The 17,488-nt window shown below is 62.5% G+C and carries 20 protein-coding genes; 16 read left to right on the top strand and 4 right to left on the bottom strand.

The features are described 5' to 3' along the window. Window positions 1–83 precede the first annotated feature (83 nt). Entirely contained in the window at window positions 84–263 is a 180-nt protein-coding gene (locus SPI01S_RS22265) for a hypothetical protein (protein ID WP_157084645.1), read from the bottom strand. A 798-nt stretch (window positions 264–1,061) separates the two neighbouring features. Here SPI01S_RS22265 and SPI01S_RS10845 point away from each other — a divergent pair. The 4 genes from SPI01S_RS10845 (at window position 1,062) to SPI01S_RS10830 (ending at window position 3,538) form a co-directional block, all read left to right on the top strand. Continuing rightward, entirely contained in the window at window positions 1,062–1,973 is a 912-nt protein-coding gene (locus tag SPI01S_RS10845; protein ID WP_066722016.1) for a hypothetical protein, read from the top strand. 45 nt (window positions 1,974–2,018) lie between these two features. Further along, window positions 2,019–2,480, top strand: coding sequence for a hypothetical protein (locus SPI01S_RS10840; RefSeq protein ID WP_066722015.1), 462 nt, complete (start codon window positions 2,019–2,021; stop codon window positions 2,478–2,480). A gap of 180 nt (window positions 2,481–2,660) precedes the next feature. Further along, on the top strand, window positions 2,661–3,185 hold the full coding sequence (locus SPI01S_RS10835) for a hypothetical protein (RefSeq protein ID WP_066722014.1): 525 nt from the start codon (window positions 2,661–2,663) through the stop codon (window positions 3,183–3,185). Window positions 3,186–3,271: 86 nt separating this feature from the next. Continuing rightward, complete coding sequence (locus SPI01S_RS10830; RefSeq protein WP_306305024.1) at window positions 3,272–3,538, top strand: DUF3768 domain-containing protein; 267 nt, start codon at window positions 3,272–3,274, stop codon at window positions 3,536–3,538. Between the two features lie 128 nt (window positions 3,539–3,666). Here the strand turns inward: SPI01S_RS10830 and SPI01S_RS10825 are convergent, their stop codons facing one another. Beyond that, entirely contained in the window at window positions 3,667–3,942 is a 276-nt protein-coding gene (locus SPI01S_RS10825; protein WP_066722011.1) for a hypothetical protein, read from the bottom strand. A 195-nt stretch (window positions 3,943–4,137) separates the two neighbouring features. Here SPI01S_RS10825 and SPI01S_RS10820 point away from each other — a divergent pair, with 195 nt between their 5' ends. After that, window positions 4,138–4,332: a hypothetical protein gene (locus SPI01S_RS10820; protein WP_066722009.1), complete on the top strand. Its 195-nt coding sequence runs from the start codon at window positions 4,138–4,140 to the stop codon at window positions 4,330–4,332. 8 nt (window positions 4,333–4,340) lie between these two features. Here SPI01S_RS10820 and SPI01S_RS10815 read toward each other — a convergent pair whose 3' ends face one another. Continuing rightward, on the bottom strand, window positions 4,341–4,799 hold the full coding sequence (locus SPI01S_RS10815; RefSeq protein WP_066722008.1) for a hypothetical protein: 459 nt from the start codon (window positions 4,797–4,799) through the stop codon (window positions 4,341–4,343). Between the two features lie 142 nt (window positions 4,800–4,941). Here SPI01S_RS10815 and SPI01S_RS22260 point away from each other — a divergent pair, with 142 nt between their 5' ends. The 8 genes from SPI01S_RS22260 (at window position 4,942) to SPI01S_RS10780 (ending at window position 10,624) form a co-directional block, all read left to right on the top strand. After that, the gene (locus SPI01S_RS22260; RefSeq protein WP_157084644.1) at window positions 4,942–5,112 is read left to right on the top strand and encodes a hypothetical protein; all 171 of its coding nucleotides are present in this window, start codon (window positions 4,942–4,944) and stop codon (window positions 5,110–5,112) included. Window positions 5,113–5,123: 11 nt separating this feature from the next. Beyond that, window positions 5,124–5,459: a hypothetical protein gene (locus tag SPI01S_RS10810; RefSeq protein WP_066722006.1), complete on the top strand. Its 336-nt coding sequence runs from the start codon at window positions 5,124–5,126 to the stop codon at window positions 5,457–5,459. 830 nt (window positions 5,460–6,289) lie between these two features. Then, window positions 6,290–6,823: a DUF736 domain-containing protein gene (locus SPI01S_RS10805; protein ID WP_084253408.1), complete on the top strand. Its 534-nt coding sequence runs from the start codon at window positions 6,290–6,292 to the stop codon at window positions 6,821–6,823. Window positions 6,824–6,902: 79 nt separating this feature from the next. Then, a complete protein-coding gene (locus tag SPI01S_RS10800; RefSeq protein WP_084253401.1) occupies window positions 6,903–7,934 on the top strand; it encodes a DUF2493 domain-containing protein in 1,032 nt (343 codons plus the stop codon). A gap of 592 nt (window positions 7,935–8,526) precedes the next feature. Next, entirely contained in the window at window positions 8,527–8,712 is a 186-nt protein-coding gene (locus SPI01S_RS22255; RefSeq protein ID WP_157084643.1) for a hypothetical protein, read from the top strand. 26 nt (window positions 8,713–8,738) lie between these two features. Continuing rightward, window positions 8,739–9,230 (top strand): hypothetical protein, encoded by a 492-nt coding sequence (locus SPI01S_RS10790; RefSeq protein ID WP_066722000.1) that lies wholly within the window; start codon window positions 8,739–8,741, stop codon window positions 9,228–9,230. 304 nt (window positions 9,231–9,534) lie between these two features. Beyond that, complete coding sequence (locus SPI01S_RS10785; protein WP_066721998.1) at window positions 9,535–9,810, top strand: hypothetical protein; 276 nt, start codon at window positions 9,535–9,537, stop codon at window positions 9,808–9,810. 232 nt (window positions 9,811–10,042) lie between these two features. Then, window positions 10,043–10,624, top strand: coding sequence for a hypothetical protein (locus tag SPI01S_RS10780; protein WP_066721997.1), 582 nt, complete (start codon window positions 10,043–10,045; stop codon window positions 10,622–10,624). A gap of 228 nt (window positions 10,625–10,852) precedes the next feature. On the opposite strand, the gene SPI01S_RS10775 is transcribed toward SPI01S_RS10780, so the two are convergent. Then, on the bottom strand, window positions 10,853–11,077 hold the full coding sequence (locus SPI01S_RS10775) for a hypothetical protein (RefSeq protein ID WP_066722041.1): 225 nt from the start codon (window positions 11,075–11,077) through the stop codon (window positions 10,853–10,855). A 575-nt stretch (window positions 11,078–11,652) separates the two neighbouring features. Between SPI01S_RS10775 and SPI01S_RS21820 the strand changes: the two genes are divergently transcribed. The 3 genes from SPI01S_RS21820 to mobF are packed head-to-tail and all read left to right on the top strand — an operon-like array spanning window position 11,653 to window position 17,470. Beyond that, entirely contained in the window at window positions 11,653–11,898 is a 246-nt protein-coding gene (locus SPI01S_RS21820; protein WP_218017598.1) for a hypothetical protein, read from the top strand. Further along, window positions 11,885–14,176 carry a type IV secretion system DNA-binding domain-containing protein gene (locus SPI01S_RS10765; RefSeq protein WP_066721995.1) on the top strand — a complete coding sequence of 764 codons (2,292 nt, stop codon included), beginning with the start codon at window positions 11,885–11,887 and terminating at the stop codon, window positions 14,174–14,176. Before SPI01S_RS21820 ends, SPI01S_RS10765 begins: the two co-directional genes overlap by 14 nt. A gap of 3 nt (window positions 14,177–14,179) precedes the next feature. Next, on the top strand, window positions 14,180–17,470 hold the full coding sequence (gene mobF, locus SPI01S_RS10760) for a MobF family relaxase (protein ID WP_066721993.1): 3,291 nt from the start codon (window positions 14,180–14,182) through the stop codon (window positions 17,468–17,470). Window positions 17,471–17,488 lie beyond the last annotated feature (18 nt).

Raw genomic sequence — 17,488 nt, 5'->3', positions numbered from 1 at the left:
CGAGCAAACGCCGCTAGGATTGCGAGCGCCTACAGCTAGGGCTGACTGTCGTCGTGTTCCGAGACGGGGGGTGGGCAACCCCATCAGGCAAGCAAATTGCTGTGGAAGACCTGCGAGCACACCTTCGATCCAAGGACATTACGGACGTCCTCGCGACAGTAACCGGAGAACAGCTTGAGAAGCTCGACCAAGCCGCCGCGGTCCTCCCGATCGCCGCAATATGCGAGCGAGCCCAAAACTCGCCGCTGCAGAAGCGCGTGCATGTTCGCACCTGGCTATCTCGCGGTCTATCCGCTGGGCAAAACGCCGGCGCCGGCCATATCCGCTGGGGCAAGATCGCGCAGGGGCTCAAGGCCTCTCTGGGGGAGTTCACAGCCGTCGACCGGGGGAGTTTGAGCCGAGGATGCCATGAGATCCATGTGGTGCTCGCTGACGGCTCCATCGCGGATGGTTTTGTAGATGCCGGCGGACAATCACTTAGTCCAAAAATTCAAATACCTAACAGGTCAAAGCTGAGATACGAGATGACTAAGGCTCTCCGGATGTTCTGTGGTGGGACACGCCTTGGATCGGTTGGATTAAATTAGGGTGCTATATGAATTCCACCATTGTCATGTTGCAATCTAACCCGATGGCAGTGACCGCGATCGTGTCGTTTGCGGTGGTCGTAATCACTCGACGCGTCTGGGCAGGACTACTGGTTGGCTTAATCTCAATGATTATTCTGGTCAGTGCAAACGGCCATCTGAGGGACGCGACCTTCCCTATCGCAGGGATGGCTGCTGCGACAATGACTGCCTACGCTTGGCGCCAGCGAACCATTCAAGCGCGATAAGGGCGAGCTCGAAGTTATAGCATGGCTTAGGAGAACGTAATGAACGCTCAGTCAAAGGTCGAGGCGTAAGCGCTACCTGAGGGTCCGGATCACTCCAAATAGTTCGACCTTCGCACGCAAGTAACGGCCAGCACTGGGATATGCTGGCGAAATTGCTCAACCAGCAAAGAAGAGAAAAGAGGGGGGGGTGGGGCAGGCATGTTGCCGTGCAAGCTGGAGCCTCCTCATGATCTCGAACCGTCGTCCGACCGTGCTAGCCTATGGTGTCGGCGTGGACAGCACCGCGATGCTGGTCGAACTTGTCTCGCGCGGCGAGAAGCCCGACCTGGTGCTCACAGCGGACACTCGCGTCGAAAAGCCGCTGACCTACGCTTATCTCGACATGATCAAGCCGTGGATGGAGGCACACGGGATCCACTTCGAGCTGGTCACCTACGAGACCAAGCGGTTCAAGCATTGGCCGCCCTATCGCGGCCTGGCCGAGATGGCGCTGACCAACGGGACGCTGCCAAGCAAAAGCCTCGGCGGATCCAGCTGCAGCCTGAAGTACAAGAAGGCACCGCAAGACGCATACCTCCGCACCTGGCAGCCTGCAGTCGATACATGGGCGCGCGGCGAGAAGGTGGTGCGTCTCATCGGCCTCGATGCAGGCAAGCAGGACAGTCGCCGCTATGCGCATGCAGCGGGGATCGAGGATCCTCTATACGAGTATCAATACCCTCTCCGCGTTTGGGGTTGGGATCGAGCCCGCTGCATCGAGCGCATTCGGGAGGCGGGATTGCCCGTGCCACCGAAGTCATCATGCTTTTTCTGCATCGGGATGACCCCGGAAGAGGTGCGCGAGCTGCCGCGCTGGTGCTTGCGCACCATCGTACTGGTGGAAGCGCGCGCTGCACCACGACTTCACACAGCGGAAGGCCTCTGGCGGCGCGGCACAAAGATGCGCCCCGGATCGATGACCGCCTTTATCCGGCACGAAGGGCTGCTGCCGGGATACGAGATCGACGCGATCGTTCGCGACGCGCCGACCGAACTGATCAAGTTCCAGGACGGCGCTGCACAGCTGCCGCTCGCCCAGCGGCCAACACTCACCGATTGGCTGACCAGGTTCAATGCCGGCGCGAAGCGCGCCGCGTGACGCCGCCATCACAAGTACATCCGTCCCGATCGCGCAGGAGCTTCCATGAGCCGCTATAAGCTGATCCCGAGAGCAGACCGTCCCGACATCGATCACGCTGTGGTCGGTTGGGATCGTCCGCTCGAGACGTTCTTCGCCCAGGTCTTCACCAAGGCGTCGCCGGAGGAAGGCGCGATCGTGTGGGTCGGTACGGACTATCGAGAGATCCGGACACCGGAGGCTGCAATCGCCGCCATCAACCAATATGCCATCGTGCCGGAAGACATCAGGGCCAAACTGCTGAGCGATTTCGCAGACAAGCCGGCACGTCATCCGGACCCGAGCCTCACGGAGATCAGAGTCCGTGTGCAAAACGTAGAGGATGTTGATCCAGATTTAGTCGGGCGGGAGGGAAGCCTTGTTCGCTCACACCTCAGTGGCTACATCGTAAAGCTGGACCCCATCAGTGGTGAAGCAGCCCCGCGGAGCGAGTTTTTCGCCGCGAAATCCCTGGCTAGGCTCCGCTGACCATACAAGATTAGCAGGCAGACCCTCACCGTGGCCCCCCCGCGTGAGCATCGCTCTCCTGCTAAAGGACCCCGCTTCGCCACCCCCCCCTTTCGGCGGAGCGGGGTCCGCCTTTTGAGCCGTGCGACCAGAGAGGAGGGGAAGGAGGAGATCGGATCTTGGTGATCCGGGAGAACTCCGATGCCTCACATCATCGATATCGGCGGCACGCCGGCAAACGAGAACTGCGCCCAGCTCGGCCAGACCGAGGACTTCGAGCGCCTCAACCGCCTCGAAGTCGCGGCCTACAAAGCGGCCCTGATCGGCCGTTTCGGGCCGCCTCCGGAGGGTTGCGAGCTCGTCGAGCTGCGCAATCCGCATGACTTCGGACGCTATTTCACCCTCGGCATTCGCATCGCGGACGAGGACGCGGCGATCGCCGCGGCGGCAAGCTATATCGAGCAGGTGGAGAACGGCCTCGGTACTTGGCTTGAGGCGGGCTTCACAGCCCCGGTCAGCTACGACGACGCCGGCAACGCGGTGCAGGTGCGGGAGCTGAGCGATGTCATCGTGTCGGCCCTTCTGATCACGCGGCCGACCACCGACGGGGTGTTCGCTATTCCAGAGAACGCCGTCGTCTACCAGAACCTGGTGGACGCCTATCCTGCGGTAGCGGCGATCGCCGCGTCCCAGCTCGCCTTCGCATGCGAAGGGGCTGCGCAATGACGGTCGAACCAATCTCTCGAACCGAGCGCATCGCTCAGTTGAATGATCGGTGCCGCCAAGGTCTGGATCGAACAGCGCGTCATCACATGACACGGACCCTACGAGCCACGCTGGAGGAGCCGGGTCCGGTGCATGGCCTGGTCGCGACCTCTCGGCTCATGACGGCTATCCGGGAGTACCATTTTACGCCCGATGATCCTGAACGCGATTTCGGTGCCTTCGATTTCGACGGCCATCGCGTGTGCTTCAAGATCGACTATTACGAGCCCTCGATGCAGCTCGGCGCCGAGGATCCGAGCGACGCCTCGGCGACGATCCGCGTCATGACGGTCATGCTGACCAGCGACTATTGAGCGCCTTCTGGCCTTCGCCGACGCCGGTCAGGCGCCACATCAGCTGACCAAAGCCGCGCGCATGCACAAGTCGAAACGCAGACGAAACGATAATGGAAATTATGTAAAATCAGACATTTAGCGCGGCGTTATGGACATTGGCCGAACACGTAACAGCCGACGAAGATCGCGTTCACCGGGGCGCTGACCAGGCAGACAATGCTGATCCCGGTGACTGCGCATGCCACGCTCGGTCGGGTGAACGACCAGGTTGACCAGTTGGCGACCGCAAACCAGCCCAGAACTAGCGCCATGAAGCCGATGAAGTTGAGCTGCGCGCCGAGGATCTGCGCCGCGACCAGCAGCAGCGCATAGCTCGAGACAATCAGAAACGGTGTGATCCATCCCAGCATGCCCAGCAGCATATTGTGAGCCGGTACTGCGCGCCAGCCTAACGGCTCAACGCTCTGAACGGAAACGGGGCTACGAACCGGCAGTGTCCGCAGCCCCGCATTCCAAGGAGATCACTTGCGTAGAGACTGATCCAAACGCTCACCACTAGGATCAGGATCCAGTGCCTACCACGCTCTTCCTTTCCACTCCATTGACGGAAACCGCGTATGTGCAGCCACAATCTCTCGCCGCTCCGCGGCAAGCTCGCCTCCCCCGAAAACGCCTACGCTGTCGCCGTGCAGCTCCGCGCCGCGAGCGGCACCGAGCAGTTCGTCGTCTCCACCGGCAACCCGATGCAGCCATTCCGCGTCAGCGACGAGCCTCCGATCGGCCAGGAGCGGTTCCTCGCGCTCGTCGCTTGAGGAACCACTCAGCGGAAAGCGTCCACCTTCATCAGCTCAGCGGCCGTCGGGCTCTCCACCGTATCGGCATCGGTGAAATACCGCACCTGCACGTGCTTCGATGCCGCCTTCGCCATGCTGCCGCGAGCATACAGGATCGCCTTGAGCCAGCTCAGATCTACCACCGCCTGCGAAAGGTGCAGGTCGCACACCAGATGCCAGATCCGCTTCTGGAACGGCCCTCCATCCTTCAGGATGTCCTCGATCGCGAGATAGCCGGCGCGGAACCGCAACCCCTTGCGGTGATCAATCTCCAGATCGGCGATACCTTCGAGCAGCTGCGCGACCGAGTAATAGGCCGCCGCGAGATCGATTCCGATCGACGCGCCCGCGAGCATCCGACGCGAGTGGCTTAGCTTCGTATCTTCGAACGCATCGCGGAGCGCGATATCATAGTCGAAGTCACGCAGAGCATCGTTGACGTCCATGGGTACTCTCCTTTGCAGGTGCGCCGTATAGAACATATTAGGAACACAGGCCAGCATTATTTGCTGTTGCTTGCGCAGGAGCTTGCAACGCTCGCAGGTACAACCGATGCTTGTTTACCGACTTCTTGAATAGGATTGCTGCATGAACCCCGTTGACGATGCTGAGCGCCTTGCACTCTGTCTGCCTGAAAGGATCGCGGCACTCTCCGACGAGGAGCTGCGGCAAGAATATCTGAGCAACACTGCTGAAGCTGGCGATCCGCTCCAGGATGCACTGGCGGCGGAGCTGGAAATTCGGAACATCGACCTCTGAAAGGGCCGGATATGTCTCGACGTCTGAACGATACGGAGGTTGAGTGGCTCGCCATGACAGCGCGCGCGATGAAGGCGATCCGCAATGTGGCCGGGAGCGGCGGAGCCGGCCTGTCGCAGGAAGTCGCACAGACGATCCGCCTAATCGCCAATGACCTGCATAATGTGAGCGCTATGGGCCTCGGGGATCGGACCTTCGAGATCCTGCACCCCCCCGAGCGGTTGGCGGAACTCAAGACGCTCCTCGACCAGCTGGAAGAACAGTTCATCCGGACAATGGTGCGCCCGCGCAGCACGATGCGGCGGCCCAGCATGATCAGTCGCTTGCGTGCCTCGCTGTCGCGCTGAAGCAGGAAGAGATTCTGGCGATTGCCGGCGTGAGAATTGGCCTTTGGCCAATGCTTTTGTTCGTTTGGCCGGCACCGGTGCCCTATCTCCGCGCCTGAGGGCGCTCCGACCGAGCCCGCGAGCGGTCTCGGCCCTGTCGGGTAACGACCACCTATCGTGGCATCCGCGGAGATCACACTCCCCTGCCCCGCACCAGGTCGCCCGCTGACCATGCATCCCTAGCAGCCTTCGGCTGTCGAATGACGCGCATCGGCGCGTCATGGGCTGCTTGTGAGCCCATGATCTCATCGCACCCTTCGCCGCCTCTCAGTGTCTCGGCGTTGCAGCCCTGCCCGCCGCGGTCGGGGGCAAGCAGGTATCGGCCTACGGCCGATGCTTTTGTTTGTTTGAAGCCCCCTCAACAGAAATACCGGGCCGCTTCTGAATTGGCCTGCGGCCAATGCTTTTTGTTTGTTGGCCCTACGGTTTCCAACACGCAAGCGCGTCGGAGCCTCCGTCATTTATTTTGCCCGCGCCGAACAGGCCTGCCCCTTGAGCCCCTGCGAGGACGGCTCCGGGTGCGATGAGATCAAGGGCGGGCTGCGCTCAACGCAGCAATAGAGACAGAATTGGCCGCATGAGCGGCCAATGCGTTATTTGCTTTTTTCTTTGCGCCCCTAGTCGGGGCTTTTTCTTTGCTCGGACTCACCAGGTACGATGAGTTTCTGTCAAGAAATCAATGCGCTTCAATACTTAGAGGGGAGGGAGTAAAAGAAAGATGCCGGAAGGGAAAGGGGAGAGGCCCCGCCCAGGCACAGGGGGAGAAGCCCCCGACTATAGGAGTAATGATCATGAACATCGGTCAGTTCAAGCGCGCCCAGAACGGTGATCTTCTTGGTTCGATCGCTTCGGTTACTATCGATCTCCCGCGCCTCGGCCTCCGCCCCGTTCGCAGCGAAAATGATCGTGCGCCCGCTTTCGAGATCATGGCCCTGAACGTCGGCAACCGCTGGGTTGTCGTGGGTGCCCTGTGGGAGCAGGTGAGCAATACCAGCGGCGAAACCTTCTATCAGGGCAAGCTCGAGGACCCGAGCTTCAAGAACCCGCTGCCCATCCTCCTTTTCGGTGACGATATCGACGGCTTCCGCGTCGTGTGGAACCGCGAAGAGCGCGGCAACCGCGACATGGACGGCAACCGCCGCCGCCGCAATCGGTCGGACGAAACCACCGAGGAAGCAGGCGAGCCCGCGATCCCGCCGCTGTCCGATATGGCTGGCGAGGAAGCCGCCCCCCGTCGCCAGCGCAGTCCGCGCGGCCAGCGTAGCGACACTTTCGAGGGCAACGCGACCGAAACCGGCAAGTTGATCGACGCCGCCGCCGAATAACCAACCGTCAGACGGGCGGGGAGAGCGCAGCAACGCTCCCCCGACCCTGATCGCAACCGACTGCCAAGGATTGCATGCCATGACGAAGGAAACGACTTCCGCCCGCCTTACCAGCTTTGCCCAGCTTGGCGAAGCGCTCCGCACCGAACGGGAACAGGCCATTGCCGCCGCGTTCGCCGAAGAAACCGCCGCCCCTCAATTTGTCGAAGCGTTCGGCGACGTCGGTGCGCTTTCCATCGTGGAAGCTGGCGCGCCCGTGCAAGAGCTGGACATGCCCGAGCCTGCCGAGGCGCAGCACGATTGCCATGCAATCATGGTCACCCTTTTCGACCTGTTCCGCGATACCCGCCTAGAGACGAGCGCGCAGGCGATTGCGTGGGGTTTCGTGAACAGCTTCCACTTTGAGGCCGCCAAGCTGGCCCGGGAGGAAGACGCCCTTTCGCTCGAACTCGGCGAATTGATCCGGCACCCGGACCCGTCCGAAATCTATGCGGCCGAGTTGGAGGAACTGCAGCTCCGAACCCAAACGAAGATGGAGCAGCGAGCCGCAATCGAGTGCATGCGCGACTATGCCGCCGAATGCTACCGCAGCGAGACAGGCCGCCCGTGGAGCAGCGCGCGCGGAACTCGCGTTTCCAGCGCTACCACCGCAAGCCAGATCGCCGCCGCCGACTTCCTCAAGGCCCGCGCAACCGCCCTTCGCGAACAGCGCGCGCCGAGCGGCCCGCTTGTCGTCTTTTCGGGCGGGCAGGAATGGCACGACGATAAACAAATCTGGACCCGGCTCGACCAGATCAAGGAGCGCGTGCCCAACATGACGCTTTGCACCACCGCCCAGCGCAAGGGAGCCGACGCGATCGCCACGGCATGGGCCGCAAGCCGCAAGGTTCCGGTTGTGGCGTTCGCGCCGAATACCGCGCGCCATGGCAACCGCGCGGGCTTTGTCCGCAACGACCAGCTGGCAGGTCTCCGCGCCGTTGAGGCAATCGTCTGTGAAGGTTCGGGCATTCAGGCAAACTTGCTCGACAGCCTGAAAAAGGCTGGCGTCCCCACCCACGCGTTCCGCCATTCCAGTCAGGCCCCCGCCCCGCAGCGTAGCATGTGGGGATGAGGCAAAGGGCGGCGCCCCTCGCGCCGCCCTCCCCCGTTTCCTTGGCAGGAAAGAGACTGGCCAGCCCCGGGGCGATCCCTCCCCGGCGCTGGCCCTTTGTCGTGCTTTCGGGAGTGGGGGAAACCCTACAGGTTCCCCCCACGCCAGGTCGCCGCGCGCGCCACCACCAGCCTCGCCCCCGCCGGGGCTCGCTGGCGGCGTCGCGCGCGGCGACCTTCCCCCCTCCGGTAAGGGGCTGCCGCAGACTTACATCATAGATCAACCGCGCATTCCGTAGCGGCCCACCCGGCAATTCTTGCCGCCTTTTGCGACGAACCGGGAAATCCTTGCCGCCCCACCCGGCTCGCTCGCAACGCGGCCAAGCCCTTCGGCTTGGGCGCGCTGGCTACGCCTCGCCGGCGGCCACGCTTCGCGAGCCCGATCGGCCTGCGGCCGAGAGTGGAGAGGGAGAGAAAAGGGCGGTTTCAACCGCGTGAAAGGCAGCATCATGCTCCTCTCAACCTGCATCGCTATCGTCGCCTCGGATTATGCTCGGATCGTCCGATATGCGGAGCGGCGATCGCGCTTCCTCGACGCTTTGGATTGGTCGCAAATGACCCCGGAGTTCTGCCGTCGAACCTCGATGGCGGACGAATGGGTAAACGACGAGACCGTCGAGGCGTGGCTCTACCTCCAGCACCTCGATTCCCGCCTCGCGCGCGAGGGCGACGGCCCGATCGAGATGTTCGCCCGCTTCGTCATCCCGCCGCATCTCCTGCTCGCCGCCGTGCCTGCCTGACCTAACCACGTAGGGAGGATTCCACCATGAAAATCACGATCAAGAAGCTGCGCCACTGTGCTTCGCTGTCGCAGGAAACACATGCCTTCACCGCAATCATTTGCGTAGACGGCGTAGCGGCGTTCGAAGCCAGCAATGCGGGCTGCGGCGGCCCGGATAAGTACCACGAATTGCGCGGCTACTCAGGGCCGAGCACCGCCGAAATCGATGCGTGGCTCGCAGCGAATGCCCCACCCTCGAAAGGGGAAGGCGACGAGCTTCAGAACTGCCTCGAATTCGTCGTATGCGATCTGATCAATGCCGAGCTGGCACGCAAGCGGCTCGACCACCTGCTGAAGGCTAAGGTGATCGTACTCGACACGGACGAGGGCGCACCGGTGCTGTTCGCCTACAAGCTCAAACCCACTGCTGAAGCGCTGGCCGCGATCCGAGGCAGGATCGCCAGCGGCCAGATCCGCGGCGAGCTGGTTAACGGCGCAGATGCGCCCGTCATTGCCCGCGCCCTGGCGCTGGTATGATCCGGCTCGCTCGCGTCGGTACGGCCCCTTCGGGCCTCCCCTAGCTACGCATTGCCGCGGATAGGCGTGAACCGGGGCATCGAGCCCCGGCCCACGCCATGGGGGCGCGTGGGGATCTCTTTCTCAAAGATGTCCCAGTGTGTTGGGCGCGGCGACGAGCCTCAAGGACGGCGGGGCCCCACCATTTTCCCTGCGGGAAAATCGTTGCCCCCACCGCCGCTTACGCGGTCGCTGCGCGATCCTTGACCCTCGCCGCCGCACCCAACGCGAGGGACCGTCTTTTCGACGATCTAGGAGGATCATCATGGAGGTTCTGTTGTTTCGTGCTCTGAAGAGCGCTAATATCGAAGAGGAAACTGCCGCCAAAGTGGTGGAAGCGCTCGAGGAGCACATCGACGTGGCTATCGGTCAGGCAAACAAGGCGCTGGAAGCGAAGCTCGACGGCATCAAGATGAGCGTCGACGCGGTGAAGGCTGGCAACGAGCAGATGCGCGTGTGGATGGTTATCATCACGAGCATTCTTGCAATCATCGCGCTGCTTGGCAGCGTCGCGAGCGTGGTGGTGCAGGTGCTGAAGTAACATCGGGGGAGCGCTCTGCTCCTCCTTTTTCAGGGCTGCGAGGGCAACCTCGTGGCCCTTTTTCATGCCTGCTGCCCAACCGCCCAGGCCGGCTCGCTCGGCCTCTGGCGTCGGCCCTGGCGGGCCTTGCGAGGCACTACGCATCGCCGGCTGAACCGCGACGATCAGGGGCGTCCATGAGCGCAAGAGAGGAGGGGGAGAGAAAAGGGCGGTTCAACCTAAGGAGGTGGCGATGTCCATCAGGTTCCGCGTCGACGACGGCTTCAATCCCCTCACCATCACGCCCGCGATCATCAACCCAGATCAGCTGGTCGAACTCTGCCGATTGCTTAAGCGAGAGAGCGTCCGTCTCGATATGCAGCTCCTTATCCCGGAGCACGGCACAATCGTTGATCGTAGCTTCTCTTTCAGTGCCCGCGTCTGCCCCCTTGCCCTCGCCTCCGTCTCGGCCTGCTTCGACCACTATCCCGGCGTGATCTCGGTGCTTGAAGAGGCGCAATTTCGCGGCCGCAGGATCCGCCTTTGGCGCTCCGACGACCGCGACATCTGGCTCGGCCTGTCGTCCGATCCCGACGCCGCGCCAGCGCTGGAGGTATCGAGCGAGAACGGCTCCGCTATCCTAGAAATGCTCGGGCTCGACGGTTCCGAGACAATCGGAGCGATCCCACTCGACGAGCTTCGCCGTCGCCTTTCCGACCCATGCATTCACCGCCGCATATCGAGTGAGCCGGGACTTCAGACCTACCTGCCCCACCTGAACGAAATGGCCCGGGTGAGACCGCTCGACGGGTCTCCGCATCTGGCTTGGGCCTGATCCTTCTACCTACCGAGAATCGGCAATGGGAAGCGCTGGCCTGACGGCCACGCTTCCCATTTTTTTGCCTGATACCGTTGAGCCGGCGATGCCACGCCCCTGGCCTGCTCGCTCGACTTCCGGCATCGCGCCCAGGCGCTCGCCGTCGCCTCACATCGCCGGACAGGCAAACGGCCGCACGCGCTTTTCCTCGCGTGCGGCCGTCGCATTGCTTGGACCTCGAAGAGACTAGGCTGAAGCCTCCAGCCTCTTCTCCACGGTGTCCAAGCCCAGCTTCTTCACCGCCTTCATCAGGCCTTCGAGACGGTCGATCGGCATCCGCAGCAAACCGGCCTTCTCGATCGCTGCGATCGCTGCCTCCCGCTGCTTTGCCTGAAGCGCCTTTCGGCGCTCAGCCAGCTTGCGTTCGTCGGCCTCGATCGCGGCCTGTTCAGCATCCAGTGATTTCGCCATTTCCATGCCTTTTCGGTCAGGCTGATCGGGCTCTGAACAGGCCCATCTTACCCCTTCCCGGATCGGCGGAAAAGACCCCCTACCCCCCTACAGGATCGACACCAATGCAGACCAGTTTGCAGCGGGCCGTGACCCCGCGCGAAGCGCTTTCCAACAACCAGTTTCGCCGTCCGGCGAGCCGGTGCCCCGCGGAATCCGCGACGGATTCCCATCGATCTGAATCGATCAGCAGCAGGATCAACTCCACCCATGATATGGGACTACAGAGAGCACACCGTACGCACCAAGGTGCCAAGGTTATCCTTTAGTCTCAATGGGTTAGCGAGCATAAACCGTGTATGCGGGGCGCATACAAAAGCGCAGCGGGGCGCATACACGTATATTATCCAGTCTTTACAGCACCTTAGGTGTATTCGCCCCGCATACACCTCCCGGCACGCTGCCGGGTTTAACGTTGCAACCGCACCTCGTAGCAAGTATGAGGGCATCTATTCCGCAGTGCCCATCAGCCTCCTTTGCCCGGAGGCTGATCAATGAAGTCAAAGCCAAGCACGACCCGCTTAAGTGCGGATCAAGTGGCTCAGGTCGAAGCCATTGCGCAACGTCTAGGTTGCTCAACCGGCGAAGTCATTCGGCGCGCCGTCGATCAGTTCCTGCGCGGTCAAAAACTCATATCCGATAGCGACGCGCGGTTGCGCCGGGTTTGCGAGTACGCGCAGCTCGCTCTCGACGTGATGATCCAGGAAGACCTTCCTGAGCGCCGCGATGGTATTCTCCTCGAAGTAAACAACCGGATGGAGCGCTATCATGGCGCGCGCTGACATCCGCAGTGACGGCCGTCCAGTCACCGTTCAGCACCACTCCGCACGCGGCGAAGTGAAGCGCAATTCGGGCAACTTCACGCGCGGCAGCCAGCTCCTCAGCCACGAGGTTCTGATGTGGCTGTCGGGCGCGAAAATGCCCGTTCTGATGTGGCTGGTGATCTTCGCTCTGGCGTACACGATCGTGCTGTCGATCACGCTGGACGAGAACAACATCCAGCTCATCTGCATGCGCATTCTGTCGGCGCTTTGGGGCTGGGTCTCGCTTGACCCGATGAAGCAGGTGAACCTCCTCCTGCCCGACGGCTCCGTGCGCCAAACCTACATGGGGTACGTGCCGTATGTGCCAGAGGTCGCTCTCGCGTGGCACAAGGCAGTCCGCGGCCTGATTGGCTGCCTCTTCATCGCCAGCTTCATCACCGTGCCCACAGCTGTCTGGTACGTCGATTTCTCCCGTCGTCGCGGCAAGAACATCCTTGAGGAGCGGCACGAGCGTGGCGCAATGCTGGTGACCCGGGAAGTGCTCTATGCCGAGATCGTTCAGCACAACCAGGTCGAGTTCGAGAAGGAGGCTGCCAACCTCTTCCCCGGCCACACGCCGCAGCAGGTTCTTCGCATGCCGTTCGGGGCTCGGAAGGCCGCTGGTATCCACCACCCCTACACCCTTGCCGGCATCCCCTATCCGCACCGCCTAGAGCAGTCTCACACGATGCTGATCGGCACCACTGGTGCTGGTAAAACGACGGCGCTGCGCAAGCTGATCAAACAGATGCAGGAGCGCCAGGACAACGCGGTCGTGTTCGATCTGACCGGTGCCTATGTCGAGGCATTCTACGATCCCGAACGCGACACGATCCTGAACCCGCTGGACGCCCGCTGCCCTGCCTGGTCGATCTTCAACGACTGCGTGACCTACTCGGAATTTACCGCCGCTGCGGCCGCGCTGATCCCGTCCGACGGCGGCTCGGCGGAGCCCTTTTGGGCCATGGCCGCGCGCACCCTTTTTATCGAAATGTGCATGAAGCTGATCGAGAAGAAGCAGACCAGCAACCGTGCGCTCGCTGAGAACCTGATGACGGCCGATCTGAAGGCGGTCCACAAGTACCTGGCCAAGACGATCGCGGACCCACTGACGGCACCGGAAGCCGCCCGAATGGCAGAGTCCATCCGCGCGGTTTTCAACACCAATGCGCAGGTGCTCCGCTTCCTCCCTGACGACGGCGAACCGTTTTCGATCAAGGACTGGATCACGCGGGACAAAAAGCCGGGTTCGATCCTCTTTATCACCTCGAATTACACCGATCTCGAGATGAACCGCGCGCTGCTCACGCTGTGGAGCAACCTCGCCATTTACGCCCTGATGGAGATGCCGCGCACGCGGTCGCTCCGCACCTGGTTCATGTTCGACGAGCTCGGCGCTTTGCACCGTCTGCCGGCAATCGAAAGCGGCCTGCAAACCGCCAGAAATTTCGGCGGCGCGATGATCCTCGGCCTGCACTCCTTCGACAAGCTGGTGCATGTCTACGGCGAGGAAAATGCCCGCAACCTTTCCTCCCTCGCCCGCACCAAACTGATCCTCGCCGCGGCGGACCTGGAGACCGCCGAACAGTGCAGCCGCTACATCGGCAGCCGCGAGGTTCGGCAGATGGATGAAGCCTATAGCTACGGCTACAACAACACCCGCGATGCCTCGACGCTCACGCCACGTAAGCAGGTCGAGCCGCTCGTCATTCCTGACGACATCACAAACCTCCCCTCGATGCACGGCTTCGTCAAATTCCCTGACGGATTTCCTGCCGCGCGCATCCAGCTGCAGTGGGAGAATTACCCCACCATCGCACCCGGCTTCGTGAAGCGTCCGCCGGCGTCGCCGGCGGCTAGTGTTCGCGGAAAGAGTGGTGGAGGTGCAGACGGAGAAGTGGCGGGCGGTAGGGACGGCTCGCCCGAACTGGTGGAGGAGGTAGGGACTTCCCCCAGCGCTGCAGCCGCACTTGCCGCAGGGATCCTCGCGCAACCCTCAGAGGCGTCCGAGGAGGAGGCACAAATCCATCGCGAGGCGCAGGATCGGATGGATCCGTCAGCGCCTCGGCCCGACGCTGAAAAGGGCGATGACGACACCAACGCCGAAATTACCCGGCAAGGCGATGCTGAACGCGGAGCGGCCTCCCTCAGCCAACGCGACGATCTCGCTGCCCCGCCCGCAGCAGAGGTAGAAGATCAGACGTCCATCGAGCTGCGCCAGGACTTCGGTCCGAGCGATGACGGGATGGGGATGTAGGTCATGCACTCCATTGCCTCAATCGGGTCAGCAGGGGGCGCCGCTGACTATTACGGCAAGGACGATTTCGCCTCGGCGGACTACTACGCCGGGGAGAATGCGGCCGACTATAGCGAGTGGGGCGGCGCCTCGGCCGAGGAGGCCGGCGTCTCCGGCGAGGTCACCAGATCGGACCTGGGCAAGATCCTGAACGGCCAGCTCGCATCCGGGGAGAAGGTCGCCGACTATCAGGGGCGACGTCCCGGCTATGACTTGACCTTCTCAGCGCCAAAGTCCGTATCGATCATGGCCCTGGTTGCCGGCGACAAGCGGATCCTCGGCGAGGACGGCGCACACACGAAAGCGGTGCGCGCCACGATGGCGTGGGTTGAGAAGAACCTTGCCGAAACCCGGAAGGATATCGACGGCAAGAAGGTGCCGGTGAAGACCGGCAACCTGGTCTACGCGCTCGTCCAGCACGACACATCTCGCGCGCTCGATCCGCAGCTCCACATCCACGCGCTTGTTGCGAATCTGACCAAGGGTCCTGACGGAAAGTGGCAGGCGCTGCACGCCGACAAGATCTGGTCCAACAACACCGTGATCGGCTCGATCTATCATGCCTTCCTGCGCGCCGAGATGGAGAAGCTTGGCTATCAGATCGAGACCAAGGGGAAGCACGGCACCTTTGAGGTTGTCGGGGTGCCCAAAGACGTGATGGAGGTGAACAGCCAGCGTCGCGCAGAGATCCTGAAGGTTGCCGACGAGCTGGGCATCAAGAGCACTCAGGGCATCCGTGCCATCACCGCTCGCACCCGCGATCCTAAGCTGTCTCTTGAGGATCGCGACAAGATGATCGCGGATTGGCGGGAGAAAGCTGCCACCTACGGGTTCGACGGCAAGGAGCTGATCGCAGCCGCGCTGCGAGCCTCGGCCGCACCGGAGAACGCAAGCACGCTGCGGCGAGGCTATGCCTTCATGGCCGAGGTTGTGCGCGGAGCTCGGGAGTTTGTCAGCAACCTCACCCGCACGCCCGATCCGCTCGTCGACAAAGGTGTCGCCCGCTTCGCCTCCTCGCCGGAGGCGGCGCGGGCGCAGTTCGCCGTTGCCTCAGCGATCAGGATACACGCGCAGCGTGAGGCAGCCTTCGACGTCAACCGACTGTCCAAGACGGCGCTCGATCTCGGGCTGAAGGGCGTGACCATCCAGCACGTCACTGAGCGGATCGAGAAGCTGGTCGAGCAAGGTCGCATTCTACCTGGCGTCACGCGCGAGGGAGAGACGAGCTGGACGATGGTGACCACCCGAGAGGCGATGCAAGCCGAACAGCACATCCTGGACCGCATCGAAGCCACAAAGGGGCAGGCAACGCCGATCCTGAGCGCAGATCTTGCCCCTGATCGCGTACAGGCTGCGTCCAAGCACGAACTGAACCCAGGGCAGCTCGCCGCTGCCACCCTGATCGTCTCCAGCGCTGACAAGATCGTGGCGATCCAGGGGGTCGCCGGCTCCGGCAAGTCTACCATGCTGCAGGGTGTCGCACAGACCTTAGAGGGCGTCGCGCGCGTCGCGGAGAGCGGGGGCAAGCGGCTGCATGGCCTGGCCTTCCAGAACAAAATGGTCGGCGACCTAAAGGAAGGGGCTGGCATCGACGCGCAGACGATCGCGTCCTTCATTTGGCAGAACGAGCGGTTCCTCACCGACAGGACCAGTCCCGCCGCGATCGAGAAACAGGCCGAGATGAAGAACACCATCCTCGCCGTCGACGAGGCGTCGATGGTCTCGACCGACGACATGGTGAAGCTGATCAACATCGCGGAGGCGCTCGGCGCCGACAAGCTCGTCCTGGTCGGCGACCGCAAGCAGCTCGGGTCGATCGATTGGGGCAAGGCATTTTCGGTCGCGCAAGCCGGCGGGATCACCATCACCTGGATGAAGGAGAACCTTCGGCAGCAGACCGATCAGCTAAAGACCGTGGCGGCTTTGGCAGAAACGGGGAAGGCAAGCACTGCCTTGCGGGTATTGGGCGACAAGGTTGTGACCGACGCCAGCCCAGCAAACAATGCGGCTGAGCGCTGGCTCGCGCTTTCCCCGGAGGAGAGGGCGGCAACCGCCGTTTTCGCATCGGGGCGCGAGGCTCGCGCGACGATCAACAATCGGATTCAGGAGGGCCTAGCCGCCGAGGGCGTCATCAAAGGCGAAGGCCTGTCGCTGCAGGTGCGGGAGAAGGTGAACCTCACCCGAGAGGAGAAGCGCTACGCTCACACCTACGAGAAGGGGCAGGTCATCGACGTCACTGGCGCCATCAAGGAGCTGGGGATCGAAAGAGGCACCTTCACGGTCACTGGCGTCACCTCGAGGGGGAAGGTCGAGCTGGAGCACAACGGTCGCCGGCTGAAGATCGACCCGCAGAAGATAGACCCGACGATCAAGAGGGAGCGGATCGAGGTCTCGGTCCTGAAGACCATCAAGATCCACGAAGGCGATACCGTTCGCTGGACGGAAGCCGATAAAAAGCGGGGTCTGGAGAAGTCAGCGACTGCCCGCGTGGTGTCGATCGACGGCAAGGGTGTTACGGTCGAGACGGCCAGCAAGCAGGTGCTGACACTCAAGCACGGCGATGCGATGCTCACGCGCCTCGACCTCGGCTACTCGCTGAACATGCACATGGCGCAGGGCGTGACGGCCGACAAGGGCATCTTGGCGCTCTCGAGCCGTGAGACCAACCTCACGAACCAGCAGCTCTTCTATGTCGGCGTGAGCCGCGTCCGCTACGATCTGACGGTTGTCGTCGACAACAAGCAGAAGGTCGAACGCCAGCTGGACCGAAACACCGGCATGAAGACCTCATCGCTGGAAACCTTGGGCAAGCTGAACGTGGATGGGCCGAACAGCAGCATCAACACGCCAGGAGGGCCCCTCCAGCCAGGTCAGGGGCTTGGTGGCAACACGCCGCCGCTGAGCGGAAGGGTAGAGAACCGCGATCTCAGTTCCCTGCCCCCCCTCCCCCGCTCCGATGAGGGCGCAGAGCCAAGGCGATCGCCGGAGACTGGGGCGGGCGCCGGTGCAGAAGGCGGCCGCCGTGGCGGCTCCGAGCAAGCCGCAGGCCCCTCTATGCGCTTCAGCCTTAGCGATGCTGGCGGAGGCTCGCTGCCGCCCATGCCCCGGTTCGATGAGAAGGATGCGGCACGCTACGCCAAAGGCGGCGACGACATGGGGCTCAGCAAGAAGACCGACGACATGGGGCTTGGGGACGCGGGCAAGGGCGCGAAGGGGCCGCCGGTGCCGGAGAAGAACCTCGGTCTGGAACTCTAACAACTCGCGATACGAATA

Origin of the sequence: Sphingomonas pituitosa NBRC 102491 (assembly GCF_001598435.1) — a bacterium.
Lineage (GTDB): Bacteria > Pseudomonadota > Alphaproteobacteria > Sphingomonadales > Sphingomonadaceae > Sphingomonas > Sphingomonas pituitosa.
Note: the sequence above shows the minus strand (reverse complement) of the source record. Positions and strands in the feature narration are given on the sequence as shown.